At 72.7% G+C, this 26,650-nt stretch carries 27 protein-coding genes and 1 pseudogene; 5 read left to right on the top strand and 23 right to left on the bottom strand.

Translation table 11 applies throughout. The annotated features are described in order from the left end of the window. Positions 1 to 53 precede the first annotated feature (53 nt). Positions 54 to 1,259: an ABC transporter substrate-binding protein gene (locus tag GA0070624_RS03890; RefSeq protein WP_091336746.1), complete on the bottom strand. Its 1,206-nt coding sequence runs from the start codon at positions 1,257 to 1,259 to the stop codon at positions 54 to 56. A 47-nt stretch (positions 1,260 to 1,306) separates the two neighbouring features. Continuing rightward, positions 1,307 to 2,134 (bottom strand): alpha/beta hydrolase family protein, encoded by an 828-nt coding sequence (locus GA0070624_RS03885; protein WP_091336744.1) that lies wholly within the window; start codon positions 2,132 to 2,134, stop codon positions 1,307 to 1,309. Positions 2,135 to 2,219: 85 nt separating this feature from the next. Here GA0070624_RS03885 and GA0070624_RS03880 point away from each other — a divergent pair, with 85 nt between their 5' ends. Then, positions 2,220 to 2,810 carry a bacterial proteasome activator family protein gene (locus GA0070624_RS03880; RefSeq protein ID WP_091336742.1) on the top strand — a complete coding sequence of 197 codons (591 nt, stop codon included), beginning with the start codon at positions 2,220 to 2,222 and terminating at the stop codon, positions 2,808 to 2,810. 2 nt (positions 2,811 to 2,812) lie between these two features. Here the strand turns inward: GA0070624_RS03880 and GA0070624_RS03875 are convergent, their stop codons facing one another. From GA0070624_RS03875 to GA0070624_RS03865, 3 genes are all read right to left on the bottom strand, one after another. Then, complete coding sequence (locus GA0070624_RS03875; protein ID WP_091336740.1) at positions 2,813 to 3,625, bottom strand: HAD family hydrolase; 813 nt, start codon at positions 3,623 to 3,625, stop codon at positions 2,813 to 2,815. Further along, positions 3,625 to 4,446, bottom strand: a complete 822-nt coding sequence (locus GA0070624_RS03870) for an HAD family hydrolase (RefSeq protein WP_091336738.1) — start codon at positions 4,444 to 4,446, stop codon at positions 3,625 to 3,627. The genes GA0070624_RS03875 and GA0070624_RS03870 overlap by 1 nt, the downstream gene beginning before the upstream one ends. A gap of 183 nt (positions 4,447 to 4,629) precedes the next feature. Then, positions 4,630 to 5,400 carry a hypothetical protein gene (locus GA0070624_RS03865; protein WP_091336736.1) on the bottom strand — a complete coding sequence of 257 codons (771 nt, stop codon included), beginning with the start codon at positions 5,398 to 5,400 and terminating at the stop codon, positions 4,630 to 4,632. A gap of 162 nt (positions 5,401 to 5,562) precedes the next feature. On the opposite strand from GA0070624_RS03865, the gene GA0070624_RS03860 reads away from it, so the two are divergent. The 3 genes from GA0070624_RS03860 to GA0070624_RS03850 all read left to right on the top strand — a co-directional run bounded on the left by GA0070624_RS03860 (position 5,563) and on the right by GA0070624_RS03850 (position 7,311). Further along, the gene (locus GA0070624_RS03860) at positions 5,563 to 5,994 is read left to right on the top strand and encodes an OsmC family protein (protein WP_091336734.1); all 432 of its coding nucleotides are present in this window, start codon (positions 5,563 to 5,565) and stop codon (positions 5,992 to 5,994) included. A gap of 155 nt (positions 5,995 to 6,149) precedes the next feature. Next, positions 6,150 to 6,494 (top strand): metallopeptidase family protein, encoded by a 345-nt coding sequence (locus tag GA0070624_RS03855; RefSeq protein ID WP_176731976.1) that lies wholly within the window; start codon positions 6,150 to 6,152, stop codon positions 6,492 to 6,494. Between the two features lie 94 nt (positions 6,495 to 6,588). Continuing rightward, positions 6,589 to 7,311 (top strand): AIM24 family protein, encoded by a 723-nt coding sequence (locus GA0070624_RS03850; protein ID WP_091336732.1) that lies wholly within the window; start codon positions 6,589 to 6,591, stop codon positions 7,309 to 7,311. Positions 7,312 to 7,398: 87 nt separating this feature from the next. On the opposite strand, the gene pheA is transcribed toward GA0070624_RS03850, so the two are convergent. From pheA to GA0070624_RS03830, 4 genes are all read right to left on the bottom strand, one after another. After that, positions 7,399 to 8,355 (bottom strand): prephenate dehydratase, encoded by a 957-nt coding sequence (gene pheA, locus GA0070624_RS03845; RefSeq protein ID WP_091336729.1) that lies wholly within the window; start codon positions 8,353 to 8,355, stop codon positions 7,399 to 7,401. A gap of 10 nt (positions 8,356 to 8,365) precedes the next feature. Then, positions 8,366 to 8,920: a hypothetical protein gene (locus tag GA0070624_RS03840; RefSeq protein ID WP_091348092.1), complete on the bottom strand. Its 555-nt coding sequence runs from the start codon at positions 8,918 to 8,920 to the stop codon at positions 8,366 to 8,368. 173 nt (positions 8,921 to 9,093) lie between these two features. Next, entirely contained in the window at positions 9,094 to 9,552 is a 459-nt protein-coding gene (locus tag GA0070624_RS03835; RefSeq protein WP_091336727.1) for a PAS domain-containing protein, read from the bottom strand. A 218-nt stretch (positions 9,553 to 9,770) separates the two neighbouring features. After that, a complete protein-coding gene (locus tag GA0070624_RS03830) occupies positions 9,771 to 10,508 on the bottom strand; it encodes a hypothetical protein (RefSeq protein WP_091336723.1) in 738 nt (245 codons plus the stop codon). 163 nt (positions 10,509 to 10,671) lie between these two features. On the opposite strand from GA0070624_RS03830, the gene GA0070624_RS03825 reads away from it, so the two are divergent. Beyond that, positions 10,672 to 11,892, top strand: coding sequence for an arginine deiminase (locus GA0070624_RS03825; RefSeq protein WP_091336721.1), 1,221 nt, complete (start codon positions 10,672 to 10,674; stop codon positions 11,890 to 11,892). A 23-nt stretch (positions 11,893 to 11,915) separates the two neighbouring features. Here GA0070624_RS03825 and GA0070624_RS03820 read toward each other — a convergent pair whose 3' ends face one another. From GA0070624_RS03820 to GA0070624_RS03755, 14 genes and pseudogenes are all read right to left on the bottom strand, one after another. Beyond that, positions 11,916 to 12,800, bottom strand: coding sequence for a DUF5926 family protein (locus GA0070624_RS03820; RefSeq protein WP_091336719.1), 885 nt, complete (start codon positions 12,798 to 12,800; stop codon positions 11,916 to 11,918). A 61-nt stretch (positions 12,801 to 12,861) separates the two neighbouring features. Beyond that, positions 12,862 to 13,278: an ATP-binding protein gene (locus tag GA0070624_RS03815; protein WP_245719120.1), complete on the bottom strand. Its 417-nt coding sequence runs from the start codon at positions 13,276 to 13,278 to the stop codon at positions 12,862 to 12,864. A gap of 74 nt (positions 13,279 to 13,352) precedes the next feature. Next, positions 13,353 to 14,807, bottom strand: a complete 1,455-nt coding sequence (locus GA0070624_RS03810; protein WP_091348088.1) for an ATP-binding protein — start codon at positions 14,805 to 14,807, stop codon at positions 13,353 to 13,355. A gap of 131 nt (positions 14,808 to 14,938) precedes the next feature. Further along, on the bottom strand, positions 14,939 to 15,730 hold the full coding sequence (locus GA0070624_RS03805; protein ID WP_091336714.1) for a glycerophosphodiester phosphodiesterase: 792 nt from the start codon (positions 15,728 to 15,730) through the stop codon (positions 14,939 to 14,941). Between the two features lie 12 nt (positions 15,731 to 15,742). Further along, complete coding sequence (locus GA0070624_RS03800) at positions 15,743 to 16,078, bottom strand: rhodanese-like domain-containing protein (protein WP_091336713.1); 336 nt, start codon at positions 16,076 to 16,078, stop codon at positions 15,743 to 15,745. A 28-nt stretch (positions 16,079 to 16,106) separates the two neighbouring features. Continuing rightward, positions 16,107 to 16,982 carry an LCP family protein gene (locus GA0070624_RS03795; protein ID WP_091348085.1) on the bottom strand — a complete coding sequence of 292 codons (876 nt, stop codon included), beginning with the start codon at positions 16,980 to 16,982 and terminating at the stop codon, positions 16,107 to 16,109. A gap of 253 nt (positions 16,983 to 17,235) precedes the next feature. Then, entirely contained in the window at positions 17,236 to 18,264 is a 1,029-nt protein-coding gene (locus GA0070624_RS03790) for an LCP family protein (RefSeq protein ID WP_483819065.1), read from the bottom strand. Positions 18,265 to 18,634: 370 nt separating this feature from the next. Further along, on the bottom strand, positions 18,635 to 19,876 hold the full coding sequence (locus GA0070624_RS03785; protein WP_091336709.1) for an LCP family protein: 1,242 nt from the start codon (positions 19,874 to 19,876) through the stop codon (positions 18,635 to 18,637). Between the two features lie 74 nt (positions 19,877 to 19,950). After that, the gene (locus tag GA0070624_RS03780) at positions 19,951 to 20,931 is read right to left on the bottom strand and encodes an NAD-dependent epimerase/dehydratase family protein (protein ID WP_091336707.1); all 981 of its coding nucleotides are present in this window, start codon (positions 20,929 to 20,931) and stop codon (positions 19,951 to 19,953) included. 91 nt (positions 20,932 to 21,022) lie between these two features. After that, entirely contained in the window at positions 21,023 to 22,696 is a 1,674-nt protein-coding gene (locus GA0070624_RS03775) for a solute symporter family protein (RefSeq protein ID WP_091336705.1), read from the bottom strand. After that, positions 22,674 to 23,042: a DUF485 domain-containing protein gene (locus GA0070624_RS03770; RefSeq protein WP_091336703.1), complete on the bottom strand. Its 369-nt coding sequence runs from the start codon at positions 23,040 to 23,042 to the stop codon at positions 22,674 to 22,676. The genes GA0070624_RS03775 and GA0070624_RS03770 overlap by 23 nt, the downstream gene beginning before the upstream one ends. Positions 23,043 to 23,248: 206 nt before the next feature. Beyond that, positions 23,249 to 23,880: pseudogene (locus GA0070624_RS03765) on the bottom strand (flavin reductase family protein); the annotation flags it as partial. 156 nt (positions 23,881 to 24,036) lie between these two features. Further along, on the bottom strand, positions 24,037 to 25,731 hold the full coding sequence (locus GA0070624_RS03760; RefSeq protein WP_091336701.1) for an ABC transporter permease: 1,695 nt from the start codon (positions 25,729 to 25,731) through the stop codon (positions 24,037 to 24,039). Beyond that, complete coding sequence (locus tag GA0070624_RS03755; protein WP_091336699.1) at positions 25,716 to 26,480, bottom strand: ABC transporter ATP-binding protein; 765 nt, start codon at positions 26,478 to 26,480, stop codon at positions 25,716 to 25,718. Before GA0070624_RS03755 ends, GA0070624_RS03760 begins: the two co-directional genes overlap by 16 nt. Positions 26,481 to 26,650 lie beyond the last annotated feature (170 nt).

Genomic DNA, 26,650 nt, shown 5'->3' with positions numbered 1-26,650 from the left:
AGCACGAAACGGGCCGGCCTCCCACCGGGAGGCCGGCCCGTGGCGTACGGGGATCAGCCGAGCGTGGCCAGCTCGTTGATCACGACGTTGGACAGCAGCCGACCGTCCGGCTGGACCCGGCGCAGGTACCACTTCTGCTGCGGGGTACGCGGCTGGTTGAACTGCCAGGCGCCACGCGGGCTGTCGATCTGGCCGATCTTGCCCAGCGCCAGGTTGACCTGCTGCGGGGTCGGGTTCGGCCCGGCCAGCCGGAGGGCCTTGTCGAGCACCTGCGCGGCGTCGTACGAGGCCATCGCGTAGGTGGTCGGGGAGACGTTGTACGTCTTGCGGTACGCCGAGGCGAACACCCGGTTGGCCGTGTTGTTGAGGTCGGCCGAGTAGTTGAGCGCGGTCTCGATGCCGAACCTCTTGATCGTCTCGGCCTCGCTCTCCAGATCGTCGAGGACGGTGCCCTCGGTGAGGAAGCCGGGGGCGTAGATCGGGCCCTGGTAGCCCTCGTCGTAGAGATCCTTGATGAACTGCACCGCGGCCGGGCCGGCGAAGTGGCAGAAGACGGCATTGGGCTTGCCGCTGAGGGCCTGACGGATCTGGTCCGCGAAAAACCCCTTCTGAGGCTTCTTGAATTCCCCGGTGAAGATCGGGTCGGGGAGGCGGCGGCCGACCTCGTATTTCAGCCTGAAGCCCTTGATCACGTCCTTGCTCCCCGTGCTGTCCGGGGCGAGGATGGCGATCCGGCTGTTGGCGGCCAGGGTCTGCCGGAGGTACTCGCCGAGCGCCTGACCGGGCTCGTCGAGGACGTACGAGGTGCGCCAGATGTAGACGACGCTCTGCAGGCTGGTCGGCGAGGCGTTCGAGCCGATCAGCGGCACCCGGGCCTGCTCGACGGTGTCCCGGACGCCGGACATGACGGCCGAGCTGACCACGCCGGTGAGCGCGATCACCCCCTCCTTGAGGAGGCGGTCGACGGCGGCCTGGCCGGTCTTGGCAGTGTCGCCCTCGTCGGCGGTCACCACGGTCACCGGGTGCCCGCCGAGGCGCTGGTCGTTGAGGGCGAGGAAGAGTTGGAACCCGTTGGCGATGTCGACGCCGATCGCCTTGTTAGCGCCGGCCTCGGGGACAATGAGTCCAATCTTGATCGGGCTGGCGGAGTCGTTCGTGGTGCTCTCGGAGTCGGGGTTGGAGCCGCAGGCGGCCGCCAGTCCGGTGGTACCGAGCGCGGCCAGCAGTTGAAGTGCCCGCCTGCGATTCATCTGCGACACACATTTCCTTCCGAAGTGTTGCAGGGGCTCGTCGCCCCCTCGGCGTTCTACCTGGTCGGCGACTCTGCGTCAATGGCCGGAAGATCATCGTGAAGGGACCGCAACGCGGCGACCACCCGGGGCCAGGCCGCAGAGTCCGGAGCGATCAGTCCGAAATGCTCGCATTCCGGCAGCTCAACGAGCGCCGTCGGGGATCCGGCCGCCCGGGCCGCGGCGACCCACGAGCGGCTCATCGTGACCGGGACCTGACGGTCCAGCGCGCCATGGATGACTACGCTGCGTACTCGGATCGGCACCAATGCCGAAGGATCGGCCGCCGCGTACCGGTCGGGCACGTCCGCCGGGCCGCCGCCGAGCAGCGCGGCCACCGCCCCCGAGTCCAGGTCCAGCCGGTACGCCTCGGCGAGGTCGGCGACCGGAGCCAGCGCCAGCACGCCGCCGACCGTCGCGGGTGCCTGCGCCGCGACGTACAGCGCCAGCTGCCCGCCCGCCGAGTGGCCGACCAGGATCGGCGGCCCGACGGACACCCGACCCGGCATCGCGGCGGCGGCCAGCGCGGGCAGCGCCGCCACCCCGGCCAGCACGTCGGTCAGCGTATGCGGCCAGCCGCCGTCGGGCTGACCGGTGCGGCGGTACTCGAGCTGGGCGACCGGGTGGCCGAGCTCGGCCAGCGCCGCCGCCATCGGCCCGGTGTGGCTCCGGTCGTACTCCGTACGCCAGAAGCCGCCGTGCACCACGACGACCAGCCGACGGGCGGGGCCGGCGCCGACGGGCCGGCGCAGGTCGGCGATCTGCTCGGGGTGGTCGCCGTAGGCGACCGTGGCGGCCGGCGCCGGGGCGGGCCGGGTCAGCACGGCGCGCGGGTCTGCGGGCATGACGGCGACGGTAGCGCGACCCGGCTGGGTGGTTCCGGGCCGGGAGCCCGTCCCGGCGCGCGTGGGTGATGGGCCCTGGGTAAAGATGGGTCCCATGACCGAAGCGCGCTCCGCTGGACAGAACGACGAGCAGGGCCAGGACGGGATCCCCGGCACCGTGGTGGTGATCGGCCCGGACGGCCGACCGGTCGGCACCGTGCAGACCGAGGAGGGGCAGGGTGAGGACCCGACCCGCCTGGTCGAGCAGCCGGCCAAGGTGATGCGGATCGGCAGCATGATCAAGCAGCTGCTGGAGGAGGTCAAGGCGGCGCCGCTCGACGACGCCAGCCGGCACCGGATGCGCGAGATCCACGAGCGGTCGATCGTCGAGCTGAAGGAGGGGCTCGCCCCCGAGCTGCGCGAGGAGCTGGAACGGATCTCGCTGCCCTTCACGGAGGACCAGGTGCCGAGCGAGGCTGAGCTGCGGATCGCCCACGCTCAGCTGGTCGGCTGGCTGGAGGGCCTGTTCCACGGCATCCAGGCCGCGCTGGTCGCCCAGCAGATGGCCGCCCGGGTGCAGCTGGAGCAGATGCGGTCCGGCCGGCAGGCCCTGCCCAGCGGCCCTGGCGGAGTGGTGCCGGGGATGCCCGGCATGCCGCCGCCGAGCGAGGGCCACGCCCCCGGCCAGTACCTCTGACCTCAGCCCACCCCGAAGACCTTCTCCAGGTACGCCGCCACGCCGTCCTCGGAGTTCGCCGCAGTCACCTCGTCGGCGATCTCCAGGACGGCGGGGTGCGCGTTGGCGACCGCCACCGCCCGGCCGGCCCAGGTCAGCATCGGCAGGTCGTTGGGCATGTCGCCGAAGGCCAGCACGTCCCGCTCGTCGATGCCGAGCCGGGCGCAGTACCAGGCCAGGCCGGCCGCCTTGGTCACCCCGGCGGCGGAGATCTCCACCAGCCCGGTGTACGACGAGTGGGTCGCCTCGGCCAGCCCCTGCAGCGCCCCGGCCACCACCCGCACGAACACGTCCGGGTCCTGCTCGCCGGCCCGGGCCAGCAGCTTGACCGCCGGCGCGGAGAGCAGCTCCTCGGGCGACTCGACCGCCCGGATGGCGTCGGTGTCGGCGTCCCAGCGCAGCGGGTAGTCCGCCTCGTGCCGCATCTGCCGGCTGTCCACGATCTCCACCGCGAAGCTCACCCCGGGCACCGCGGCCCGCAGCCGCCGGGCCACCTCCGCCAGCAGCTCCGGGGCCAGCGGGTCGGCCCGCAGCACCTCGTCGGCCACCGGGTCGTACACCACCGCGCCGTTGGCGCAGATCGCCGGGAGCGGCTCGGCGAGCTGGTCGTACACGAGCTGGAGCCAGCGGATGGGACGGCCGGTGACCAGCACGACCGGCGTGCCCGCCGCGGCGATCCGGGCCAGCACCGCCGCGGTGTGCGGGCTCAGCGTCCGGTCGTCCCGGAGCAGGGTGCCGTCGATGTCGCTCGCGACCAGCCGAGGTGTCTCTCCCATCACCGGGAGAGTAGCCGGTCCAGGTAGACGGCGACGCCGTCGTCGTCGTTGCGCAGGGTCACCTCGTCGGCCGCGGCGCGCACCTCCGGGTGGGCGTTGGAGACCGCCACCCGCGCCCAGCCGGCCCAGTCGAACATCGGCAGGTCGTTGGGCATGTCGCCGAAGACCAGCACCTCCGCGGGATCGACCCCGAGGGTCTGCGCTACCACGCTGAGCCCGGTGGCCTTGTCCACCCCGGGCGGGCAGATCTCGATGAAGCCGAGCCCGGCCTGGGTGAGCGTGGCCACCTCCGGCGGGACGATCCGGCGGGCGGTGGCCAGCAGCTCGTCCACGTGGTGGTCGGCGGTCCGGGCGAAGGCCTTGATCACGTCGCCGGAGAGGCACTCGGCCCGGGTGCGGGCCTCGAACCGGTCCGGGTAGGGCCAGCTCGGGTGGTAGTCGCCCCAGAGCGGGGCGTCGTGCTCGTCGGACGCCTCGACCATCACGGTCAGCGGGCCCACCGCGGCCTCCAGGTCGGCGAGGAGCCGGGCGAGCACCTCGCCCGGGAGGCGCTCGTCGCGCAGCACCACCGGGCCGGCCGGGTCGCTCTGGTCGACCACCCGGCCGCCCCCGGCCATCACGAGGAAGTCGGCGGCGCGGATGTCGTTGCGGGTCAGCTCGGTGAGGCGGGGGCCGCGACCGGTCGCCCCGACCACCGGGATCCCGGCGGCCCGCACCCGGTCCAGCACCTCATGGGTGTACGCGGAGACGGTGTCGTCGCTGCGGACGAGCGTCCCGTCGAGATCGGTGGCGATCAGCTTGGGCAGCCCCGGGCGGGTCATCGTTCCTCCTTCGCCCGCCGCCGTCGCGCCGGCCGTCCTGGTCGTCGATGCCTCGGCCACGAACGGCGGGCAGCAACCGTACCTCGCGGATCAGCCCGCAACCATGGCTTCCCGGCGAATCGGGCACCAACCCACGGCGACCGTCCGGTGACTGGTTGACTCGCGGGCGGCGCGGCCGGCCGTTCAGACCGGTGGCTCGGGGTGGGCGAACGGCGCGGCGGGCTGGACCGTGAGGTCGGCCGGCGCGGCGGGTAGGTCGTCGGTCCGGGACCGCTCCCGACGGCGGCGCCAGCCCGGCGGCTCCGTGCCGTCCTCCGGCTCCGTGCCGTCCTCCGGCTCGGTGCCGTCCGCCGGCTCGGCCGCGGTCCGGCCCGACCGCACCGCCGAGACCCGGCCGGACAGGTGCAGCGCCGCCGCGAGCAGGACGGTGGCGAGGAAGGCGGCTACCAGACCGCGCCCGTGGTCGACCTGGAACCCGTCCTCGGAGGGGTAGAAGAGCCCCCGCTGACCCGAGTCGTCCAGGGAGAACGCGGCCGCGGCCAGCACGGCCAGCATCGCCGCCACGAGGCCCAGACCGGCCACCCGGGCGTTGGGCCGGACGGCGGCGGTACCGCGCAGCGCGAGCGCCACCGCGCCGGCCAGGCCGAGCAGGCCCACCAGGTAGACCACCCCGAAGCCGCCCACGTCGGCCACCCCGCCCGGAACCCGAATCGTCGTGTTCCCGGCCGGGCCGCCGTTCGGCACCGTCATCACCAGCCACTCGCCGAGCAGCGAGGCCACCGCGGCCACCGCGCCCAGCCCGGCGAGCACCAGCGGCAGCCGGTGGTCCCGGCCCAGGCCGGCCAGGGAACGCCCGACGCGGCCGGGGGACGGCGGTTCGGCGTCGCCCCACTCGACGACGGTCGTGCCGTCGGACCGGTCGTCCTGCCGGGGGATGGGGAGATCCTGGGACATCGGCCACCCTTCCGCGTGCGCGGGCCTGAGCCGAATCATGACACAGGCGGCAGGCGGCGACAGCTACCGCAAGTCCGGCGCGGCCCGGCCGACCGGCCCCGACACCCGCCCGTTCCGCGCCGCTCGGTGCGGCCCCGCCCGGTTTCGACTAGCGTCGGGAGCATGCCTATCCGTACCGCTTCCGCACGTTGGCAGGGCAACCTCACCGAGGGTTCCGGGACCATGCGCACCGGCAAGGGCGGCCTGCAGGGGAACTACTCCTACAAGTCGCGCTTCGAGGAGGGCGAGGGGACGAACCCGGAGGAGCTCGTCGGCGCCGCGCACGCCGGTTGCTTCTCGATGGCCCTCTCCAAGCAGCTCGCCGACGCCGGTGCGACCGACGCCTCGGTGGAGACCACCGCGAAGGTGCACTTCGACAAGACCGACGCGGGACCGACCGTGACCCGAATCGACCTGGAGACCGTCGGCCAGGTGCCGGGCCTGGACGAGGCCCAGTTCACCAAGCTGGCCGAGATCGCCAAGGAGAACTGCCCGATCTCGCGGCTGCTCTCCCCGGGCGCGCAGATCACCCTGAGCGCCCGCCTCGCCTCCTGACCCCACCCGGCCCCCGGCCCCGAGCCAAGGCCCCCGGGCCGCGCCGACGCTTTCCCGGAAAGAGGCCCCATCGGACGGCGGATGGGCCCTCTTTCCGGGAATCTGCGCGGATCTTGGGGGGTGGGCGGGCGTCGGGGAGAATGGGCGGCGTGCCGGTGGAGATGAGCCGTGAGCGCTTCGAGGAGCTGGTCGGCGAGGCCCTCGACGAGGTGCCCGAGGAGCTGCTCGGGCTGATGAACAACGTGGTGATCCTGGTCGAGGACGACCCACCCCCGGGCGAGGACCTGCTCGGCATCTACGAGGGGCATGCGCTCACCGAGCGGGGCTGGGACTACTCCGGCGTCCTCCCGGACCGCATCCTCATCTACCGGAACCCGATCCTGCGCATCTGCGACACGGACGAGGACGTCATCGACGAGGTGGCGGTGACCGTGGTGCACGAGATCGCCCACCACTTCGGCATCGACGACGAGCGGCTGCACGCCCTCGGCTGGGGCTGACCGGGCCCACCGCTCAGCCCCGCTCGACCGGTGCCGGCGCTTGCGCCGGTCACCTAGCCTCCGGGACAGGCACACCCCGAGCAGGAGGAAACCCATGCGCAGCGCGCTGTTCTCCGCGGAGAACCTGGAGAAGGAGTCCGCCCAGCCCGGCATGCGGCTGCAGAACTCCAAGATGCTGAAGATCGAGCTCAACGGCGAGGCGATGGCCCGGGTCGGGTCCATGGTCGCGTACCAGGGGCAGGTGCAGTTCCAGGCGCTCGGCTCCGGCGGGATCGGCAAGTTCATCAAGCAGCGCCTCACCGGCGAGGGCGTACCGCTGATGAAGCTGACGGGTCGCGGCGACGTGTTCCTGGCCGAGCTGGCCAAGGACGTGCACATCATCGACCTGGAGCCGGGCGACGCCCTCTCCATCAACGGCTCCAGCGTGCTCGCCTTCGACTCCACCCTCCAGTACGACATCAAGATGGTCAGCGGCATGGGGATGGCTTCCTCGTCCGGCCTGTTCAACTGCGTCTTCACCGGCCAGGGTCGGATCGCGATCACCACCAAGGGCACCCCGGTGGTGCTCAACGTCGACCAGCCCACCTACGTCGACCCGCAGGCCGCGGTCTGCTGGTCGGCCAGCCTGCAGACCGGCTACCACCGCGCGGAGCAGCTCGGCCTGGGCACGCTGCTCGGCCGCAGCACCGGTGAGGCCTTCACGATGAGCTTCGCCGGTCAGGGCTTCGTGGTGGTGCAGCCCTCCGAGGAGCCCCCGGTGCAGGGCAGCGGTGTCCAGCAGCAGCAGGGCGGTCTGCTCGGCGGGCTGCTGAGCTGATCATCCGGTCCGCGGGACGCCCGCCGAGGGCGTCCCGCGGACCGTCAGCTCAGCTCGCCGGCGGGCGGCGGCCGGGCCGGCCAGGCGTCAGCTCAGCTCGCCGGCGCGCAGGCGGGCCAGCCAGGCGGCGGCGTCGGCGTAGTCGACGTCGGAGAGGCCCGCCGGAGCGGGGACCGGCCGTTCGGCCGCCGCCGGGCTCCAGCGGTGCCGAGGGTACGACCCGAGGAAGCGCACGTCGGCACAGACCCGGCGCAGCCCCTGCAACGCCTCGCCGAGCCGGACGTCGGCGACGTGGCCGGTGCAGTCGAGGAAGAAGACGTACCGGCCGAGCGCCTCACCGGTCGGCCGGGACTCGATCCGGGTCAGGTTGACCCCCCGGACGGCCAGCTCCATCAGCACGGAGAGCAGGGCGCCCACCCGATCGTGGGCGATGTAGACCGCCAGCGAGGTGACATCGTCCCCGGTCGGGGGCGGCGGCGGGCCCGGGCGGGACACCAGCACGAACCGGGTCACCGCGTCCGGATGGTCAGCGATCTTGTCGGCGAGCACCGTCAGCCGGTGCCGGGCCGCCCCGATCGGGGCGCAGATCGCCGCGTCGTACTCGCCGGCGGCCGCGCCCGCCGCGGCGGCGCCGTTGGAGAGCACGTCGATCACGGTGGCGTCGGGCAGGTGGTCGCGGAGCCAGCCCCGGCACTGGGTGGACGCCTGCGGATGGGCCGCCACGCTGCGGACGGAGGCGAGCGCCGTCCCCGGCCGGGCGGCCAGCACGAAGTCCACCGGCAGGATCACCTCGCGGGTGATCACCAGCGGCTGGCCCTCGGCCAGTTCGTCGAGGGTCACCCCGACCGCGCCGCCGATGGAGTTCTCCAGCGGCACCAGCGCCGCATCCGCGTCCCCGGCCCGTACGCTGTCCAGCGCCTCACCGACGCTGCGGGCCGGCGTACGGCTGCCCCGCTCGGCGGCGGGGATGGTGCGCAGCGCCTGCTCGGCGAAGGTGCCCTCGGGCCCGAGGTAGACGAAGCGGGTCGGCGGTGTTCCCGGCATGGCGACCAGCCTACGCACCTGGGGCGCCGTCGCAGGCCAAGGTCCGGATGCCGGGCGGCGCGAGGGCCCGCACCTCCACCCCGCACACGTCGGTGCCGGCGGTGACCAGCTCCAGGGCGGTCGGCCGGCCCCGGGTGACCGCCTGGAGCTCCTCGTGCCCGGTCACCGCGAGGACGGTGTACTGCCAGTCGCCGGCGCAGAGCGGCCCGATCCGGACCCGGACCCGTACGTCCCGGGGGAGCACCCGGGCGGAGCCGCGCAGCAGCGACACCACCCGGTCGCCGGACGGGCCGGACCGGCACGGGACGGCGACCAGGTCGGAGGCGGTGGGGGTGACCGTGCGGGCGGCCGGGGTGGTGGGCGCGGCGGTCGGCGCCGACGGCGTGGGTGCACCGGTGGCGGTCGGCGCGGCGGCGCCCTGGGCCGGTTGCCGCAGCTCGGGCGGGGTGCCGCAGCCGGCCAGGGGCAGCACGGCGAGCAGCGCGACCGGAACGGTCAGCCGCCGGAGGGCGGCGGGGCGCGGTGCGGTGGGCGGCACGGGTCCGATCCTTGCATCGGCGAACATCGTTGCGGCCGGGGTGGCCGAACCCATCGTAGGAGGATCGCCGGGCGGGGTGAAGGTGCCCCGTGGGCGCGGTGGCCCGCTCGCGTCAGCGCGGTCGTCGCCGGTCGGTCGCCGCACCGCCTCGGCGAGGGTCTCCCGCGGATCGGCCTGCGGCGAACGCCACCCGCCGCAGGTCAGACCGCGGAGAAGAACGTGAGCGAGCCGGCGACCGAGCCGTCGGTGAGCACCGGCGTGGAGATCGCGTCAACCGTCGTGCCCAGCCCCTCGCTGCCGGGCCCCTGGACCCGGAGCAGCCCGCGGGCGAGCCGCTCGGAGTGCAGGGCGAGCAGCGGCGGGATCTTGTCGGTCTCCTGCTCGGTCAACTCGCTCTGGTTGGCCGTGAAGTCGACCAGGCGCAGCCCGCCCTCCATCAGCGGCCGCCCGACCACGTCCTCAGGCGCGCCGAGGCAGAGCAACTCGCACCCGGACGACGAGATGGCCACCACGTTGGTCTCGGCGTCGATCAGCAGGCAGGGCTCGGCGGCGTGCGAGACGGCGGTCGACCACTGCCCGAAGTTGTCGGACTCCTGCTCCGCCGGTGGTTGCGGCCCGGGCACGAACACTTCCGAGAGGGAAAGCTCGACGTGGGCCACCGCGCCTCCTATGTACACCGACGGTCTGTCCACGCTAGCCGGTCATCGGAGCGACCGCTCGACCGCGTTGGATCCACCGGCCGCCGACGCCGGTTCGAGAGCCCGGCGCACCGGTCGTGCCGTGGGACAGGTGCCGGTGCGGCGGGCGGCCGGCGACGGCGCGAACCGACGGGCCTGCCGAGGCGGGATCCCCGGACCGCGTGGCGTCGCCGGTGACGTTACCGGCGGGCGGTCCGCTTGTCAGCGGCCGTTCGGCCCTCGTCGTACCACCGGTAGTCGGCCGCTGGACGGTACGTGCCGTTGAGCCAGGTGCTCGGGTGCTGCGCGACCCGGGACAGCTTCTCGGCGGTGGCCGGGCTGATCCGGTTGCCCCCCGCCACGAGCAGGCGGTCGAGCTCCCGGTGGGTGGCCATGAGGCAGTCCTTCGGCAGGCCGTAGACGCTGATGTCCCCGGAGCCGACGAAGGTCAGCACCGGGGCCACCGGGATCGGGAGCCCGACCGCGTCGGAAAGCGCCTTGCCCGCCCGCTTCGCGTCCCGGCGGGCGTCGGCCACATAGGGCGGACGCTTGCCGTTGATCTGCACGACGTCGCCGGCGACGAGCACCCGGGCCCGGCCGTGGTCGGCGATGGTGACCGCGAAGAGGCCGCTCGGTCCGATGGCGAGGAAGCCGGCGCGTTCGTCCTGGCCGTGGTCCAGCAGGACGTCCGAGACGTCAGTCCGGGGCCACTCGATGACGTGCCAGGCCGGACCGAGGTGGTCGAGCTGGCCGAGGGCGCGGGCCCCGGCCGCCTCGAGCCGGCGGGCGCCCCGCTCGGCCCGACGGCGACGGGCCCACTCCAGCGGAGTAGGTCGGGCCGGCTCGAGCACCGGGGTCGACTCGACCCGGGGGTGCGGCACCGCGACGTGCGGCAGTGCCCGGGTGGGTGCGGCTCCACGAGCGGGGTAGACAGTCATCGCGACCTCCGGCAAAAGGTCTCTCGAAGTTATGTCTGCACTACCCTACGTTGCGGACCCGGGGGTTGGGCAAGTCGGAGCGTCGGAATGAGTCCGGATGAATGCCATATTCATCCACTCTTCTTTTCCCGGATCGTACGGAAGGCTGCCCTACGCTGCGAAGGTGACCCACTACGTGGACAGCGAGGTCGCTCGGCTCCGCACCGTGCTGCTGCACCGCCCCGGGCCGGAACTCGCCCGGCTCACCCCACGCAACAACGACTCCTTGCTCTTCGACGCCATCCCGTGGGTGGGGCGGGCGCAGGAGGAGCACGACGCCTTCGCCGCCGCCCTGCGGGCCCGCGGCGTCGAGGTGGTCTACCTGGCCACCCTGCTGGCCGAGACGCTCGCCGTCGCCGACGCCCGGGCCGAGCTCACCGAGCTGGTGCTGCGGTCACCGCGGCTCGGCGACACCCTCCGCCGCCGGATCGCCGACCACCTCGCCTACCTCGACCCGGCCGCCCTCGCCGACGTGTTCATCGCCGGGCTGGCCCACGAGGAGCTGCGGATCGGCCCGGACCGGCCGGGCGGTCTGGTCTGGACACTGATGGACCGGCACGACTTCGTCATCGACCCGCTGCCCAACCTGCTCTTCACCCGCGACTCCTCGGTCTGGATCGGGGACCGGGTCGGGGTGACCAGCCTGGCCATGCCGGCCCGGCGCCGGGAGACGTCGCTGACCGACGCGATCTACCGGTACCACCCGCGCTTCGTCGGCACCGACTTCCTCTACCACTCGGAGATGGAGCATCTGGAGGGCGGCGACGTGCTGCTGCTCGCCCCGGGCGTGCTCGCCGTCGGGGTGGGCGAGCGGACCACCCCGGCCGGGGCGGAACGGCTCGCCCGGCAGGTCTTCGCCGCCGGTCTGGCGCACACCATCCTGGTGGTGCCGATCGCTCAGGAGCGGGCCACCATGCACCTGGACACCGTCTGCACGATGGTCGACGTCGACGCCGTGCTGATGTATCCGAACGTCGCCAGCACGCTGTCCGCGTACACCGTCATCGCCGGGGCGGACGGGGACGAACTGCGGGTGGACGGGCCGGCGCCGTTCCTGCGGGCCGCCGCCGACGCGATGGACCTGGACCGGCTACGGGTGATCGACACCGGCCTCGACCCGGTGACCGCCGAGCGGGAGCAGTGGGACGACGGCAACAACACCCTGGCCGTCGCCCCGCGGCTCTGCGTCGGCTACGAGCGCAACGTGGAGACCAACGCCCAGCTGGAACGGGCCGGGATCGAGGTGATCCCGATCGCCGGTTCCGAGCTGGGCTCCGGCCGGGGCGGACCGCGCTGCATGTCCTGCCCGCTGGTCCGCGAGCCGCTGCGACCCGTACAGCTCTGACGCCGGGACCGGAGCGGGCCCGGTCAGCGGAGGGTGAGCTGGCGGCCTACCAGGCCGTGCCGGGCCCGCCGGCCCGCAGCGTCCAGCGGCTCCTTCTCCTCCAGCGCCTCGGCGTAGCGCCCGGCGAACGCCGCGACCGGCGCCTCCCACTCGGTCGCCGGGGTCTCCTCCGGCAGGTCCCAGACCGGCACCAGCCGGCCGTGCGCGCGGAACATGCCGGCGAAGCGGGTGTTCTCCCCGAGAGTCAGCGTGCCGGCCACGCTGAGCCGGGACAGCGCGTCGAGCGCCGCATCCTCGTCGTCCGGCAGCACCCAGCGCACGTGTGCCTTCTCCGGCACCTGGCACCAGTACGCTGCCCTGGCGGCAGCCAGCCGCACGGTCGGGTAGACCGCCGCGTTGGCCCGCTCCAGGGAGGCCTGCACGGTCGGGTCGTCGGCGGCGCCCGGGTCGAGCCAGAACTCGAAACCGTCGTGCATGGTGATCTCCAGCGGGCCGTCGACCAGGATGTCCTGGAGACGGGGGCCCGGGCCCGGCAGCGGCGGGACCGTCACCTGGCCGCCCGGCTCGGTACGCAGCGCGCAGAGCAGCGCCTCGGCCAGGTCCCGGGAGACGTCGCCGGACTGCTGGTGCCGCTGGAGGCCGATGAAGATCCGCCCGTCCGGCTTGGTCATCGCCGGGGCGGCCGTCGGCAGCACGGTGGCCAGGGTGACCGGCCGGTCGCCGTACTCCTCGACCAGTTCGCGAGCCAGTCGCAGTGGCGCGGAGGCGGCGGGGACCAGCTCGCGCAGGGCGATCCACTCCGGCTCGTCGGTCAGCCCCTCGAACGGGCGGGGCACGAAGACGTCGCGCACCTTCTCCCGCTTGGGGGTGGCTTCGGCGGCCCGCTGGCTCTTTCGACGCTTGCTCACGGCGAGACAGCCTAGAGGCCGCGCCGGAGCGGGGTGGTGAGGACCCGCCCCCGGGCCCCGCTCAGCCCGCCGCGACCAGGTCCGGCCGGGTCGCGGCGACCGGGTCGAACTCGGCCCAGACGCTCTGCCCGAGGCCGTCCCGCTCGACCCCCCAGCGGCTGGCCAGGCCCGAGACGATGTGCAACCCCCGCCCGTCGATCGCGTCCGGGCTGGCCGCCCGCATCAGCGGGCCCGAGGCGGAACCGCCGTCGGTGACCCGGATCTGGACGCGCTGACCCTCGGGCATCGGTCGCAGCCGCCAGGCCACCCGGACCACCCCGCCGGGCAGCGGGTCGGCGTGCCGGACGGCGTTGCCGACCAGCTCGGCGAGGACGGCGACCAGATCCGCCAGCAGGGTCGGGGGTACGAGGCCGGCCAGCTCGTGGGCGAGCCGGTGCCGGGCCAGGCGCGCACCGGTGCCGTGGTGGGGCACCACCACGCACCACGAACGCTCCGCCGAACCCGTCGACACCGTCGTCCCTTCTCGCCCCCGCAGCCCCGTCGGCACCCGGGTCACCCCCGCGGCAGCCGCACCTCTGCGACGGTACCGCCACCGACCCTCGGTCGGAGGGATACCCATCCATTCTGCTGTTCAACGATCTGGCGGACGAGATAGAGCCCGAGCCCGGCCCCCGGGTAGCGCCGCCGGTCGCCGGACTCACCCTGCCAGAACCGGTCGAACGCCCGTTCCACGTGCTCCGGCCGGATGCCGATGCCCCGGTCGGCGACCCGGAAGGAGACCATCCCCTCCTTCGCGGTCGCGCTCACCTCGATCGGAGTGCCGGGCAGCGAGTACTTCCCGGCGTTGGTGCTCAGCTCGGTCAGCACTGTGGCCAGGCTGTGCCGGTCCCCGAGCGCCTTGGGCAGGTCGGCCGGCAGGTCGAGGACGATCCGGTGCCGTACGTCCGCCGGCAGGTCGCCCACCGCGACCCGGAGCGCTTCGGCGAGGTCGAACGGGGCGGCCGGCTCGCCGCCGGGCCGGTCCTCGGTGGCCGCGGTGAGCAGCCGGTCGACGAGCCGGGCCAGCTCGTTGGCGCGCTGGCCGATGATCCGGGCGGCCTGGCGCCGGTCGTCGTCGCTCAGCGACTCCCAGTGATCGGTGAGGGTGTCCGCGTACCCCTTGATCACGGTGACCGGGGTACGCAGCTCGTGGCTGGTCACCGCGACGAAGAGATCCCGCTCGTGGTCGCGCCGCTGCTGGTCGGTGATGTCCCGGAAGGTGACCACCCGCAGCGCGCCAGGGCCGGGCAGTTCCCCGGAGGTGAGCCGCAGCCAGCGGCCGTCGGGCAGCCGGTGGTCGAGCACCTGCCCGGGGGGAGGCAGCGGGAACGGGAGCGGGCGGTTGAGCGCCTCCCCGGCGGGGCGGCCGGTCACCTGGGCGGCGGCCGGGTTCCAGAGCCGGACGTGGTGCTCCCGGTCCACCACGGCCAGCCCATCGGCGAGCGCCGCCACCACCGGGCCGTCACCGTGCACCGGCAGTCCGGTCTGGTCGCCGTACATGTGGGCGATGCAGGAGGCGACGTAGCCGAGGACGGCGTGCTGGGAGGTGTCGTCCGGGTCGCCGTCCGGATAGAGCGCGTGCAGGCTGCCCACGGTCAGGCCGCCGATCTCGGCGCGGGCCACGATCATGCGCCGCAGGCCCCGGCGGGCCAGCTCGTCGGCGAGGGTGCCGGGGATCCGGTCCACCCGCACCCCGCGCAGCGGTGGGCCGGAGAGGAGGCAGACGGTGGCCGGGTCGGCGGCCGGCAGCGGGCGGCCGACCGTCCCCTCTGCGGCGCCGGTCGCCGCGATCACCCGGCCCCCGGTGGGGGCGAATTCCACCCACGCCAGGCTGGCCGCCCCGATCGCCGGCTGGACCAGCCGGAGCAGCTGGGTGAGGACGGGCAGGCCGGACTCGCCCGCGTTGATCATTTTGATCACGCGGTCATGGCCGGCGATGAGGGCGGCGTAGTCGGTACCTTCCGGCATGTCCCGAGTGTGCCGCGGCAACCGGTGCGCGGGCACCCCCGGCCGGTCGGCGCGGACCGGCCGCCGGGAGGACCGGACCGGGCCGTTGGCTCGCGGGGGCCGTCCGACGGGCCGGGGCTCCTCGCCCACGTTCAGCGGCCCAGCCGGGCCAGCGTCCGGGCCGGCCGGTCGGTGATCACGCCGTCCACCCCGGCGTCGAGGACCAGTTCCAGGTCGTCCGGCTCGTTGACCGTCCAGACGTAGACCTGGTTGCCGGCGGCGTGCAGCGCGGGGATGAGCTGCGGCCGGGCCCGGACCAGCGCGATCCCCGGCCCGGCGATCCGGGTGCCGAAGGGCAGCCGGCCGAGCCGCAGCCAGCGCGGCAGCACCTCCAGCAGCAGCACCGTGGGCAGGCCGGGGGCGAGGTCGCGGATCCGGCGTACGGCGAGCGGGGAGAAGGACATCACGGTGACCTGTACCGGGTCGTCCGGTCTGGGGTCGGCCAGCCCGTACCGGCGCAGCAGGGCGACCAGGCGGCGTTCCACGTCCCGGCCGTACCGGGAGGGGTGCTTCGTCTCCACCAGCAGCCGGACCGGCCGACCGGCGGCCAGCACGGCGTCGAGCAGTCGCTCCAGGGTGAGCAGCTGGGTGTGCGACGAGTCGAGCAGCTCGTCCCCCTCGGCCGGCACCGCGCCCGGGTGCCAGGAGCCGAAGTCGAGCGTCTCCAGCTCGGCAAGGGTGCGCGCGCTGACCAGTCCGTGGCCGTTGCTCGTCCGGTCCAGCCGGCGGTCGTGCACGCAGACCAGGTGCCCGTCCCGGGTCAGCCGGACGTCGCACTCCAGCCCGTCGGCGCCCTCGTCGAGGGCGCGCAGATAGGCGGCGAGAGTGTGCTCGGGCAGGTCGTACGAGGAGCCGCGGTGCGCGAAGACCAGGGGGTGGCCCATGCCGGTCGTTTCCTAGAGGACCCGGCCCGGCTGCCCGTCGGCGGTGACCACCGGCCGGCCGGCGGCGGCCCAGTCGCCCATCCCGCCCTCGACGTTGCGCACCTGGTCCCAGCCGTTGCGCATCAGATAGGCGACCACCTGCGCGGAGCGACCACCGGAGCGGCAGATCACCGCCACCTCCCGGTCGTTCGGCACCTCGGCCAGCCGGCCGGGCAGCTCCATCATCGGCAGGTGGTGGGCGGCCGGCGCGTGGCCGGCCTGCCACTCGTCGTCCTCCCGGACGTCGAGCAGGTAGGTGTCGTCGGCGACGGCCGACGCGGGCACGCTGGGAACCTGGGGTCCGAACACGGCTACCAAGCCTAGCCGCACCCGTCGACTACAGCCGGGTGACCCAGCGGGGATTGGCACCGGCCCACGCCGGCAGCCGGGTGCCGCGGATCGCGTCGAAGAGGCCGTTGCCGTCGTTGTCGAGCACCACGTAGGAGACCTCGTCGATGGTCTGCGGGTACGACGGAACCTGCACCCCGCGCAGCGCGTCCGCGGGCAGCGACCGGAACGCGAAGAGCAGGTCCTCCAGGGGTACGCCGTTGGTGTCCACGGTCAGCGAGCCGCCCACCGCCCGGAGCACCTGGTCCAGCCTCACCGGATCACTGCGCAGGCGCGTCTCGCCGGCCTTGTTCAGCACGGCTTGGAGCATCTGCTGCTGGTGCCGTTGCCGGTCGTAGTCGCCGCCGGGCAGGTCGTAGCGCTGGCGGACGTAGTCCAGCGCCCGCGCGCCGTCCATCTGGTGGCAGCCGGGGGTGAAGAGGGTCTTGGTGTGGATCGAGCGGACCTGGGTGTCAACGCACATCCGAATCCCACCGAGCAGGTCGATGACCCGCTTGAAGCCGGAGAAGTCGACCAGGGCGGAGCCGTCGAAGCGGATGCCGGTGAGCCGGGTCAGGGCGGCGGAGAGCAGACGGGCGCCGGCCTGGCCGCCCCCGCCGTGCTCGTACGCCGCATTGATCTTGTCCGAGCCGCCGCCGTACCCGGGCGCGGGCGGGATGGCGACCAGGAGATCGCGCGGGATCGAAATCAGGTACGCCTGCCGCATGCCGGCCGGCACGTGCACGATCAGGATGGTGTCCGAGCGCTGGTCCTCGCCCGTGGCCCCCGGGCGGCGGTCGGAGCCGACCAGCAGGTAGTTGAGCGCGCCGGAGAGGTCGGTCCGCTTCTGCCGGGCGGCCGGGTCGAGCAGTTGCTCCTTGGCCACCGTGCGGTCGTAGCGATCGGTCAGCCAGTGCAACCCGCCTACGGCGAGCGTGGCGAGCAGGACCAGGGTCAGACCGCCGCCGAGCAGGAGCCGGGGCCAGCGGGCGGCTCGTCCCGCCCGCCCGCGCCCGGTCCGTGCTGGCCTGGACGTGACACCCCTCCCGCAGCCGTGACGTGAGACCCGCTCACGTCAGGCTACGGGTCGGTGACCCGGCGGCGGCCCGCTTCACCGCAGCTACCGCCGGGTCACCGGATCATTTCCGGGTGGAGAGGACGCTCGGGTTCGCGAAGACGAACTCGGCGAGCTTGTCGTCCTTGACCGCCGTGAACATCTCCATGGTCAGCGGGTTGAGGGCTTCCTTGCCGCTGCCGTTCGAGTTGAAGGTGCCGCCGTTGGTGCGCAGCATGGTCAGGTCGTTGCCGGTGACGCCCTTCATCGTGAAGATGAAGTCCTCGATCGGCACGCCGCCGGTGTCCAGGATGAAGGCCTTGCCGGCCGCCTTGATCAGCCGGTTGAGCTTGATCGGGTTGGTCAGCGTGCCGTCCTGGGTCGCCTTCCTGGCCATCGCCTTGATCAGCTGCTGCTGGTTCTGCTGGCGGTCGTAGTCGCCCTTCGGCAGGCCGTACCGCTGGCGGGAGTAGTCGAGGGCCTCCCAGCCCTCCATCTCCCGGCAGCCCTTCTTGTGCACCACCGGGGTGTACGGCTTGCCGGTCTTCTTGGCCTCCGCGTTCCACATCGGCTTGCCGTCGACCATGGACATGTGGTGCGACTTGACCTCGTGGCTGACGCAGATCCGGACGGTGCCGAGGGCGTCGATGACGTTCTTGAAACCGCCGAAGTTGATGATCGCCGCGCCGTCGAAGCTGATCCCGGTCATGTTCTTGATGGTCTTGGCCATCAGCTGGGCGCCGCCCTCCCAGCCGCCGCCGTTGCGGGCGCCCGCCTGGAACGCTGCGTTGATCTTGTCGGTGCCGCCCCGGTAGCCGCTCTTCTTGAAGGGCGGGATCTGCGCCTCGGTGTCCCGGGGGATCGAGATCAGGTACGCCTGATCGTGAGTCGCCGGGATGTGCAGGATGATGATGCTGTCCGAGCGGACGTCGTCGGCGGCCCAGCGCTCCCGGGCGTCGACGCCGAGCAGCAGCATGTCGATCGGGCCGTCCAGGCTGTTGCCGCCCTCGGCGTCGGTCTTGCCCGCCTCGCCGAGCAGGTTGCCCTGGTCGATGCTGCCGGTGGCCTGGCCGATCACCGCCTTGCTGCCGACGATGGCGAGGCCACTGGTCATCATCAGCACCGCGCCGAAGATCAACGTGAGTCGGGCCCAGAGCGGGTCCTTGCGACGGCTCCGCTTCTTCGCGGCACCGCGCGTGCCGCCGCCGCTACCCGGCTGCGACGGAATGGCCGGCGAGGACCGGCTTGGTGCGTGATCCTGTGACTGAGGGCGACCGCTGGTCTGAACCGGCATGCGTGCTCCAGCTCCGTGATCGGGGGCGGGACCACTCTACGTATCCGTTCTGGTTCTGGCGACCTCGTCACCCGCTATTCGGGCTTCTCCCGGCAAGCGTGGGCATGGCATTTGCCCGAACGGCTATTTCATTGCATCCGGTCGGCGGGTTGGCCGGCCCAGGAGAGGGAGTCAACCGCCGGCCGGGGGGTCAGCCGCCGCTCTGCGCCCCGTCGGTCTGCTGGTTGGCCTTCACCCAGTCGGCCATCGTGTCCGCCGACATCGCCTGGTACATCGCCAGCGCCTTCTCCCGGTCGGAGACCACCACCGACTCGCCGTTGATCATGTCGCTGCCGAGGTTGGGGCTGGTGAGGAAGGTCAGGTCCGCACCGCGCAGGCTGCGGAACTGCATCGCCATGTCGACCAGCGAGAATCCCTGGTCGACGGTGACCGCGTCGGTCGTGGCCCGGAGGAAGTCGTTCAGCTTCTTCGGGTTGGTCAGCGTGCCGGTGCTGGCGGCCTTGTCCAGCAGCGCCCGGAGGAACTCCTGCTGGTGCCGCATCCGGGCGAAGTCGCCCTCGGGGAACTGCTTGCGCTGCCGGATCCAGTCCAGCGCCTCCGCGCCGTCCATGTGGTTCACGCCCTCGGTGAACGTCCGGTAGGGCTTGTGGATCGAGGTGATGGTCCGCTCGACCTTCAGGTCCACCCCGCCCAGGGCGTCGGTGACCTGCTTGAACCCGGCGAAGTCGATCGCCATGACGTGGTCGATCCGGACGTCGGTGAAGCACTCCACGGTCCGCACCGCGAGCGGCAGGCCGCCGAACGCGAAGGCTGCATTGATCTTCGCGCGCTGGCCGGAGTCGCAGGCCGCGCCGGCGCTCTCCGGGATCGGCACGTAGAGGTCGCGCGGGATGGAGACCAGGTAGGCGTGCTTGTGGTCGGCCGGGACGTGCATCACGATCACCGTGTCCGCCCGCCACTTGCCGGCGGTCTCCACCGGCGCGTCCGGGTCCCGGGAGTCGCTGCCGACCAGCAGGATGTTCAGCGCACCGTCGACCGTCTTGGTCGGCCGGCCCGCAGTGATCTCCGAGAACGGGTCGGTCCGGGCCAGGTCGTCGTTGAGGTTGCGGGCGTAGAACCAGGCACCGCCCGCGCCGAGCAGCGCGAGCACCAGCACCGCCACGCCGGCCACCAGGCCGATCCGGCCCCAGCGCGGTCGCGGGCCGCGCCGGCCCGGCCCGCCGCCACCGCCGCCCGGTCCGCCCGGGCCGGAGGGCCCACCGGGGCCGCCGGGCCCGCCGGAACGCGGCTGCTCCTCGTACGACGGGTACCACTGGGCCTCGGTGGCGCGGCCGCGCCCGGCGGAACCCCGGTCGGGACGGGGGACCTGGGCGCGACCCGCGCTCCGATGCAGGTACGGGAGGGGAAGGTCGGCAGACGTGGTCGCTGACATGTAACCGAGGTTAGGTGGCTCGGGCCAGTTAAGTCCTCAGGCTGGCGCGGGTACCGGCCTCCGCCCAGCCGGAGTCAGTACCCTAGCCGCTCGCGGAAGTACTCGATCGTGCGTCGCAGGCCGTCTTCGGGCGCCACGGTCGGCTCGTATCCCAGCAGTCCGCGGGCGAGGGTGAGGTCAGGGCGACGCATCTCGGGGTCGTCCGCGCCACGGGTGACGTAGCTCACCTCGGACTTGCTTCCGGAGAGTGACACGATCAGCTCGGCGAGTTGCCGCATGGACATCTCGTGCTCGGTGCCGCAGTTGATCGGGCCCGTCTCGGTGGAGTCGAGCAGCAGCAGGATGCCGCGCACCAGGTCGTCCACGTAGCAGATCGAGCGGGTCTGGTTGCCGGTGCCGTGCACGGTGATCGGCTCGCCGCGCAGCGCCTGCGAGATGAAGGTGGGGATGGCCCGGCCGTCGTCCGGCCGCATCCGGGGGCCGTACGTGTTGAAGATCCGGACGATGGCGGTGTCCGTGCCGCGGCTGCGGTGGTACGCCATGGTGGCCGCCTCGGAGAAGCGCTTCGCCTCGTCGTAGACGCTGCGCACGCCGATCGGGTTGACGTTGCCCCAGTACGTCTCGCGCTGCGGGTGCTCCTTCGGGTCCCCGTACGCCTCGGAGGTGGAGGCCATCAGGAACCGGGCGCCGTCGGCGGTCGCGCGCTCGAGCAGGTGCAGGGTGGCCACCGAGCCGACCCGCAGGATCTCCACCGGCAGCTTCTCGAAGTCGGTGGGGCTGGCCGGGGAGGCCATGTGCAGGATGGCGTCGAACCGCTCGGCCATGGCCGGGTGGTGGGTCGGCAGCCCCTCGGAGATGTCCGCCTCGACCAGCGTGAAGGTCGGCTTCTCCAGCAGGTGGGCGATGTTGTCCTTCGAACCCGTGACGAAGTTGTCCAGCACCACGACCGTGCAGCCACGGTCGATGAGCCGGTCGACCAGGTGCGAGGGCACGAAGCCGGCGCCGCCGGTGACGAGGATTCGGTGTCCGGGTCCGAAGCGAGGAGTTACCTTCATGCCGGTCAGCCTACTCAGCGTGCCTTTTGCCCGCGGTGCGGCATAGCGGAGGGGCCCCGCCAGGTGGCGGGGCCCCTCGTCGCGTCGAGTCTCAGTGTGCGCCCGCGCCGGTGAGCGCCCGCACCTCCAGCTCGGCGTACTTCTCCTCGTCGTGCTCCTTCGAGATCAGCGTGCCGATCCAGCCGCAGAGGAAGCCGAACGGGATGGAGATGATGCCTGGGTTGGACAGCGGGAACCAGTGCCAGTCGTGCTTCGGGAACATGGCCGTCGGTGCCCCGGAGACCACCGGGGAGAAGAAGACCAGCACCACGGCGGCCAGCAGGCCTCCGTAGATCGCCCAGACCGCGCCCGAGGTGTTGAACCGCTTCCAGAACAGGCTGTAGAGGATCGCCGGCAGGTTGCCCGAGGCGGCCACCGCGAAGGCCAGGGCCACCAGGAAGGCCACGTTAAGGCTCTGCGCGTAGATCGACAGCACGATCGAGATCGCGCCGATCACCAGGGCCGAGATCCGGGCGACGTTCACCTCCTGCCGCTCGGACGCCTGCCCGCCCTTGATCACGTTGGCGTAGAAGTCGTGCGCCAGGCTGGACGAGGACGCCAGGGTCAGCCCGGCGACCACCGCCAGGATGGTGGCGAAGGCCACCGCCGCGATGATCGCCAGCAGGGCAGCCCCGCCCAGATCGCCGCCGAGGAACTTGATGCCCAGCGCCTCGGCCAGTTGCGGCGCCGCGGTGTTCCCTGCCTTGTCCTGAGCGGTGATCGCCGTGCCGCCCACCATTGCCGCCGCGCCGAAGCCGAGCGCCAGGGTGAGCAGGTAGAACGTACCGATGATGCCGATCGCCCAGAGCACGCTCTTGCGGGCCGCCTTCGCCGTCGGGACGGTGTAGAAGCGGATCAGGATGTGCGGCAGACCGGCCGTGCCGAGCACCAGGGCGATGCCGAGCGAGAGCAGGTCCATCTTGCTGTAGAAGGTCTTCAGCGCGTCGCCCGGCGCTTCCACGCCGTACCGAAGCCCGGGCTTGAGGAAGTTGTCTCCCTTGCCCGATGCCGCCGCCGCGTCGCCGAGCAGCGTGGAGAGGTTGAACTTGTAGTGCGCCAGCACCAGCAGGGTCATCACGATCGCGCCGCTCATCAGCAGGAAGGCCTTGACGATCTGGACGTACGTGGTGCCCTTCATGCCGCCCACGGTGACGTAGATGATCATCAGGGCGCCGACCAGGATGATCGTGGCGACCTTGGCGGTGTCGGCGTTCATGCCGAGGAAGGTGGTGCCCGGCTTGATGCCGAGCAGCAGCGCGACCAGCGCGCCCGCGCCGACCATCTGGGCCAGCAGGTAGAAGATCGACACGGTGATGGTGGAGACCGCGGCCGCCGTCCGCACCGGGCGCTGGCGCATCCGGAACGCCAGCACGTCGGCCATCGTGTAGCGGCCGGAGTTGCGCAGCAGTTCCGCGACCAGCAGCAACGCCACCAGCCAGGCGACCAGGAAGCCGATCGAGTAGAGGAAGCCGTCGTAGCCGTAGAGGGCGATGATGCCCGCGATGCCGAGGAAGGACGCGGCCGACATGTAGTCGCCGCCGATCGCCATGCCGTTCTGGAAGCCGGAGAAGGAGCGCCCGCCGGCGTAGAAGTCGGTGGCGGTCTTGGTCTGCCGGCTGGCCCACACGGTGATGGCCAGGGTGATCGCAACGAAGATCAGGAACAGCGTGATGGTGAGGTTCCGGGCGGTGGTGTCGCCCGCCTCAGCCGCGAGGACCGTGTTCATGGGTCACCTCCCCGATCTCGGCGCGGATCCGGTCGGCGACCGGGTCGATCTTCCGGTCGGCGAACCGGGAGTAGAACCAGGCGATCAGGAACGTCGAGACGAACTGGAGCAGGCCGAAGACGAGCGCGACGTTGATGTTGCCGAAGAGCTTCGTGCCCATGAAGCCCCGAGCGTACGCGGAGAGGATGACGTAGAGCGCGTACCACAGGAAGAACGCGACGGTCATCGGGAACACGAAGCCGCGCAGCGCGCGCCGCAACCCGGCAAACTCGTCCGACCGTTGTACGGCGAGGTACCGCTCGGACGCCGGGGTGGCCGACGCGGACGCGGGTGTGTCCGTGGACATCTGTGGATCACCACCTTCACAGGCGTGGGGAGTTTCGCGCACGGTAGAAAGCGCGCTCCCCGCCCGGGAAGGTCCGGATCGGGGACGGTCGACACCTGCGCCGAACGGCTCGTCCCCTGCGCCGAGTGACCCGCGTCACTCCGCTGAACGGTCGGTCCGCCAGCCGCCCGGCCGTCGGACGAGCTGGGCTACTGACCCCTCCGTCAGGTCAGTTCGCGGTAGCGGCCCCGGTAGTGCAGCAGCGGGGCCGTCTCCTCGGCCAGGTCGATCGCCTCAATGGTGGCCTCGACCAGCAGGCCCCAGCCGTACTCCCGGGCGGCGTCGAGCCGGCAGCCGGCCCACCCGCCGCCGTCGGTCGGCACCGGGCCGTACGGGGTGTCGGTCCACGAGCCGGTGGCGAACAGCCCGCCGGGCGATGGGAAGAGCCCGGCGAACCGGTCGGCCAGTTGCCGGTGGGGCGGGCCCAGCGGCGCCACCGCGAACCGCCCGGCCTCCTCGATCGCCGCCCACAGGTCCGACTCGGGGTCGATCAGCCCGAGCAGCCGGTCCGGCTCACCCTCGGCGATCAGGGTGGACGAGACGGTCAGCCCCTCGGGCCCCGGCGCGGTCCAGAGCGTGACGTGCGCCGCGAGCCGCCCCCGCAGCCGACGCGCCGGCGAGCGCTGCCCGGCCGGCACCGCGAACGGGTCGGTGTGGTGGATCTCGGCGCCCGGCTCATGATTCACGTGAAACATTGTGCCGTCCCGGGCCGGGCCCAGCCGAGGAAGCGGTCGGCGTGGGCGGGCACGTGTGACGGAGAGCGATATGCCTCTGAGTCATAAAAATGCCTGACAGGCATATCGATCTCAGAGGCGCCTGTGGCTCGGGTGGGACACGCGGCGGGGCGGCCGCTCGCCCGAGTCGGGACCGGCGCGGCGTTCGGTGGGGTCGGGACCGGCGGTCCTTCCGCACGCTCGCCAAGGCCGGTGGGGCGAGCTGACGGTGCCGTCGGCGGTCAGCGGCGGGGCGTGACCGCCGCGAGCAGCTCGGGCTGGCGGCGGTCCAGCACGTCGCCGGCCAGGTACGAGCCGAGCAGCGCCGCGCCGAGCCCGTACGCCAGGCCGATCGGGAGGGCCAGCCAGAGCCAGAGGTCGCCGAGCAGCGCCGCGGCCACCACCATCGGCACCGCCGCGGCCGCCGAGGCGACCATGGACAGCAGGGCGAGGAAACTCTTGGCCACCCCGGTGCCGGTGTTCATCGCGAACGGGTTGCTCGTCTCCGGCAGCGCGTACGCGCCGAGCACCGAGCCGAAGGCGTTGATCGCCAGCCCGCTGCCGTACGCGGCGAACAGCGCGCCGGCCATCACGCCCAGCCAGCCGGGGTGCCCCAGCAGCGTGGCAAGGATGACCGCGACCGCGCCCAGCAGCGGCACCACGTAGATCGAGAACGCGGTCATCCGGGCCCGCAGCTCCACCCGCCCGGGCACGCCGGCGACCAGGTTGGCCGCGTACGCGCTGCCGTCGAAGCCGAACTGGTTGGCCAGGGTCATCGAGGCGAGCACCCCGACGAAGAGCATCGAGAGGCTGACCAGCACCGGCGAGGAGTTCGCCCCGGCGTCGCCGAACGCCTGCCCGCCGTCGACGGCGAGCCGGGAGCCGCCCAGGTTGACCATCACCGGCACGAAGATGCCGACCACCGCGATGGTGATCAGGTTGGCCCGGCGCCGGGCGTCCCGCCACCAGTAGCGGCACTCGCGCGCCACCAGCGCGCCGAACCGGTCCCGAGGGATCCAGCCGACCATGCGGGGGAAGAGTTGGACGACCGCCCCGCCCACCGTGCCCCGCCCACCCCGGGCCGGCCCGGCGCTGACCGCCCCGACCATCGCAGACTCCAGCGACCTCGACCACCAGAGCAGCAGCACGCCGATCGTCAGCGCGGTGATCAGCAGCTTGACGGGGGCTGCCGAGGCCCGCCCCTCGGCCACGTCGATGCCGACGGTCCACGGCGCGCCGAACGGGGTCCAGCCCACCACCCGGGCCACCCCGGTCAGCCGGTCCCAGTCGGCCTGCCGCGCCGCCGCCATCACCATGATCTGCAGCGGCCCGAGCAGGGCGGCGACCGCCGCCAACAGCACGGCGGCGAGGTCGCGTACCCGCCGGGAGCGCAGGATGGTGGCGAAGGCGCTGGTGACGGCCCGGCTTGTCGCCACGCAGAGCAGCAGCCCGGCGACCACCCCGACGACCGCGACCAGGGCGGCCGGCCAGCCGCCCAGCGCGCCGGCGGTCACCACCAGCCCGGACACGGCCACCAGCGTGGCCAGCACGGGCACGCTGACCAGTGCGGCCGCGTACAGACCGGTGACCAGGGTGCGGCGCGGCAGCGGGAGCAGCGCGAACCGGGCCGGGTCGAGGGTCTCGTCCACCCCGAAGAAGACCAGCGGCAGCAGCAGCCAGCCCAGCACCAGCAGGCCACCGCCGAAGGCGGCGGTCAGCAGGGCGTACCGGGGCTCGCCGGCGAAGCCGGGCGCGGCCAGCACCAGGAAGCCGCCGGAGGCGAACCAGAGCCCGACCACCACGCCGACCACGAAGAGCGCGATCCGCCAGCCCTGGCCGCGGAAGTTGTTGCCCAGCACCCGCAGCTTCAGGCGGACAAAATGCCGGGCGGAGACCCGCCGGGTCGACCCGGCGGGAGCGCTCACCGCGACAGCCACGACAGCTCCTCGCCCGTCGCGGTCCGCCCGCCGACCACCTCGACGAAGACCTCCTCCAGGGAACGGGCGCCGCGCACCTGGTCGAGCGTGCCGACCCGCTTGATCATCCCGTCGGCCAGGATCGCCACGTGCGAGCAGAGCCGCTCGACCACCTCCATCACGTGGCTGGAGAAGACCACCGTGCCGCCGCCCACGACGTACCGGTGCAGGATGTCGCGGATCAGCGCCGCCGAGACCGGGTCGACCGCCTCGAACGGCTCGTCCAGCACCAGCAGCCGCGGGCCGTGCAGCAGCGCGCAGGCCAGCCCGATCTTCTTCTTCATGCCGGCCGAGTAGTCCACCACCAGGGTCCGGCCGGCGTCGGTGAGCGCCAGCACGTCGAGCAGTTCCGCCGCCCGCTGGTCGACCACCGCCGGGTCCATGCCGCGCAGCAGACCGTGGTACGCCAGCAGTTCCGCCCCGCTGAGCCGGTCGAAGAGGCGTACGCCGTCCGGCATCACGCCGAGCAAACCCTTGGCCCAGACCGGGTCGGTCCAGACGTCGTACCCGAGCACCCGGGCCTGGCCGGCGTCGGGCCGAAGCAGGCCGACGGCCATCGACAGGGTGGTGGTCTTGCCGGCCCCGTTCGGGCCGAGCAGCCCGTAGAACGAGCCGGCCGGCACGTCCAGGTCGACCCCGGCGACGGCCACCTTGGTGTCGAACCGCTTGACCAGGCCGCGCAACGCGAGCGCCGGCTGCTCTCCAGTCATGGCCCGACGTTAGCCCGCCGCCGCCAGTGATCTCTCCGGCCGGGGAACGACCTCGCCCGCGGGCACGGACGCCTGCTGAGATCACGCCGGCCTCAGCCAGCCGGCCTGAGGTGGAGGTGAACGATGGCCCCTTCGAGCAGTCGGGCGATTTGTCTGATAAGCGGGCACGT

It is taken from the genome of Micromonospora rhizosphaerae, assembly GCF_900091465.1.
Taxonomy (GTDB): Bacteria; Actinomycetota; Actinomycetes; order Mycobacteriales; family Micromonosporaceae; genus Micromonospora; species Micromonospora rhizosphaerae.
This window is presented reverse-complemented; position numbering and strand designations above follow the sequence as displayed.

Bases quoted from the DNA above. Each gene is read 5' to 3' on its own strand.
- GA0070624_RS03885 (WP_091336744.1), bottom strand. From the start codon at position 2,134: ATGCCCGCAGACCCGCGCGCCGTGCTGACCCGGCCCGCCCCGGCGCCG.
- GA0070624_RS03880 (WP_091336742.1), top strand. From the start codon at position 2,220: ATGGGTCCCATGACCGAAGCGCGCTCCGCTGGACAGAACGACGAGCAG.
- GA0070624_RS03875 (WP_091336740.1), bottom strand. From the start codon at position 3,625: ATGGGAGAGACACCTCGGCTGGTCGCGAGCGACATCGACGGCACCCTG.
- GA0070624_RS03870 (WP_091336738.1), bottom strand. From the start codon at position 4,446: ATGACCCGCCCGGGGCTGCCCAAGCTGATCGCCACCGATCTCGACGGG.
- GA0070624_RS03865 (WP_091336736.1), bottom strand. From the start codon at position 5,400: ATGTCCCAGGATCTCCCCATCCCCCGGCAGGACGACCGGTCCGACGGC.
- GA0070624_RS03860 (WP_091336734.1), top strand. From the start codon at position 5,563: ATGCCTATCCGTACCGCTTCCGCACGTTGGCAGGGCAACCTCACCGAG.
- GA0070624_RS03850 (WP_091336732.1), top strand. From the start codon at position 6,589: ATGCGCAGCGCGCTGTTCTCCGCGGAGAACCTGGAGAAGGAGTCCGCC.
- pheA (WP_091336729.1), bottom strand. From the start codon at position 8,355: ATGCCGGGAACACCGCCGACCCGCTTCGTCTACCTCGGGCCCGAGGGC.
- GA0070624_RS03840 (WP_091348092.1), bottom strand. From the start codon at position 8,920: ATGTTCGCCGATGCAAGGATCGGACCCGTGCCGCCCACCGCACCGCGC.
- GA0070624_RS03830 (WP_091336723.1), bottom strand. From the start codon at position 10,508: ATGACTGTCTACCCCGCTCGTGGAGCCGCACCCACCCGGGCACTGCCG.
- GA0070624_RS03810 (WP_091348088.1), bottom strand. From the start codon at position 14,807: ATGCCGGAAGGTACCGACTACGCCGCCCTCATCGCCGGCCATGACCGC.
- GA0070624_RS03805 (WP_091336714.1), bottom strand. From the start codon at position 15,730: ATGGGCCACCCCCTGGTCTTCGCGCACCGCGGCTCCTCGTACGACCTG.
- GA0070624_RS03790 (WP_483819065.1), bottom strand. From the start codon at position 18,264: ATGACCAGTGGCCTCGCCATCGTCGGCAGCAAGGCGGTGATCGGCCAG.
- GA0070624_RS03785 (WP_091336709.1), bottom strand. From the start codon at position 19,876: ATGTCAGCGACCACGTCTGCCGACCTTCCCCTCCCGTACCTGCATCGG.
- GA0070624_RS03780 (WP_091336707.1), bottom strand. From the start codon at position 20,931: ATGAAGGTAACTCCTCGCTTCGGACCCGGACACCGAATCCTCGTCACC.
- GA0070624_RS03775 (WP_091336705.1), bottom strand. From the start codon at position 22,696: ATGAACACGGTCCTCGCGGCTGAGGCGGGCGACACCACCGCCCGGAAC.
- GA0070624_RS03770 (WP_091336703.1), bottom strand. From the start codon at position 23,042: ATGTCCACGGACACACCCGCGTCCGCGTCGGCCACCCCGGCGTCCGAG.
- GA0070624_RS03755 (WP_091336699.1), bottom strand. From the start codon at position 26,480: ATGACTGGAGAGCAGCCGGCGCTCGCGTTGCGCGGCCTGGTCAAGCGG.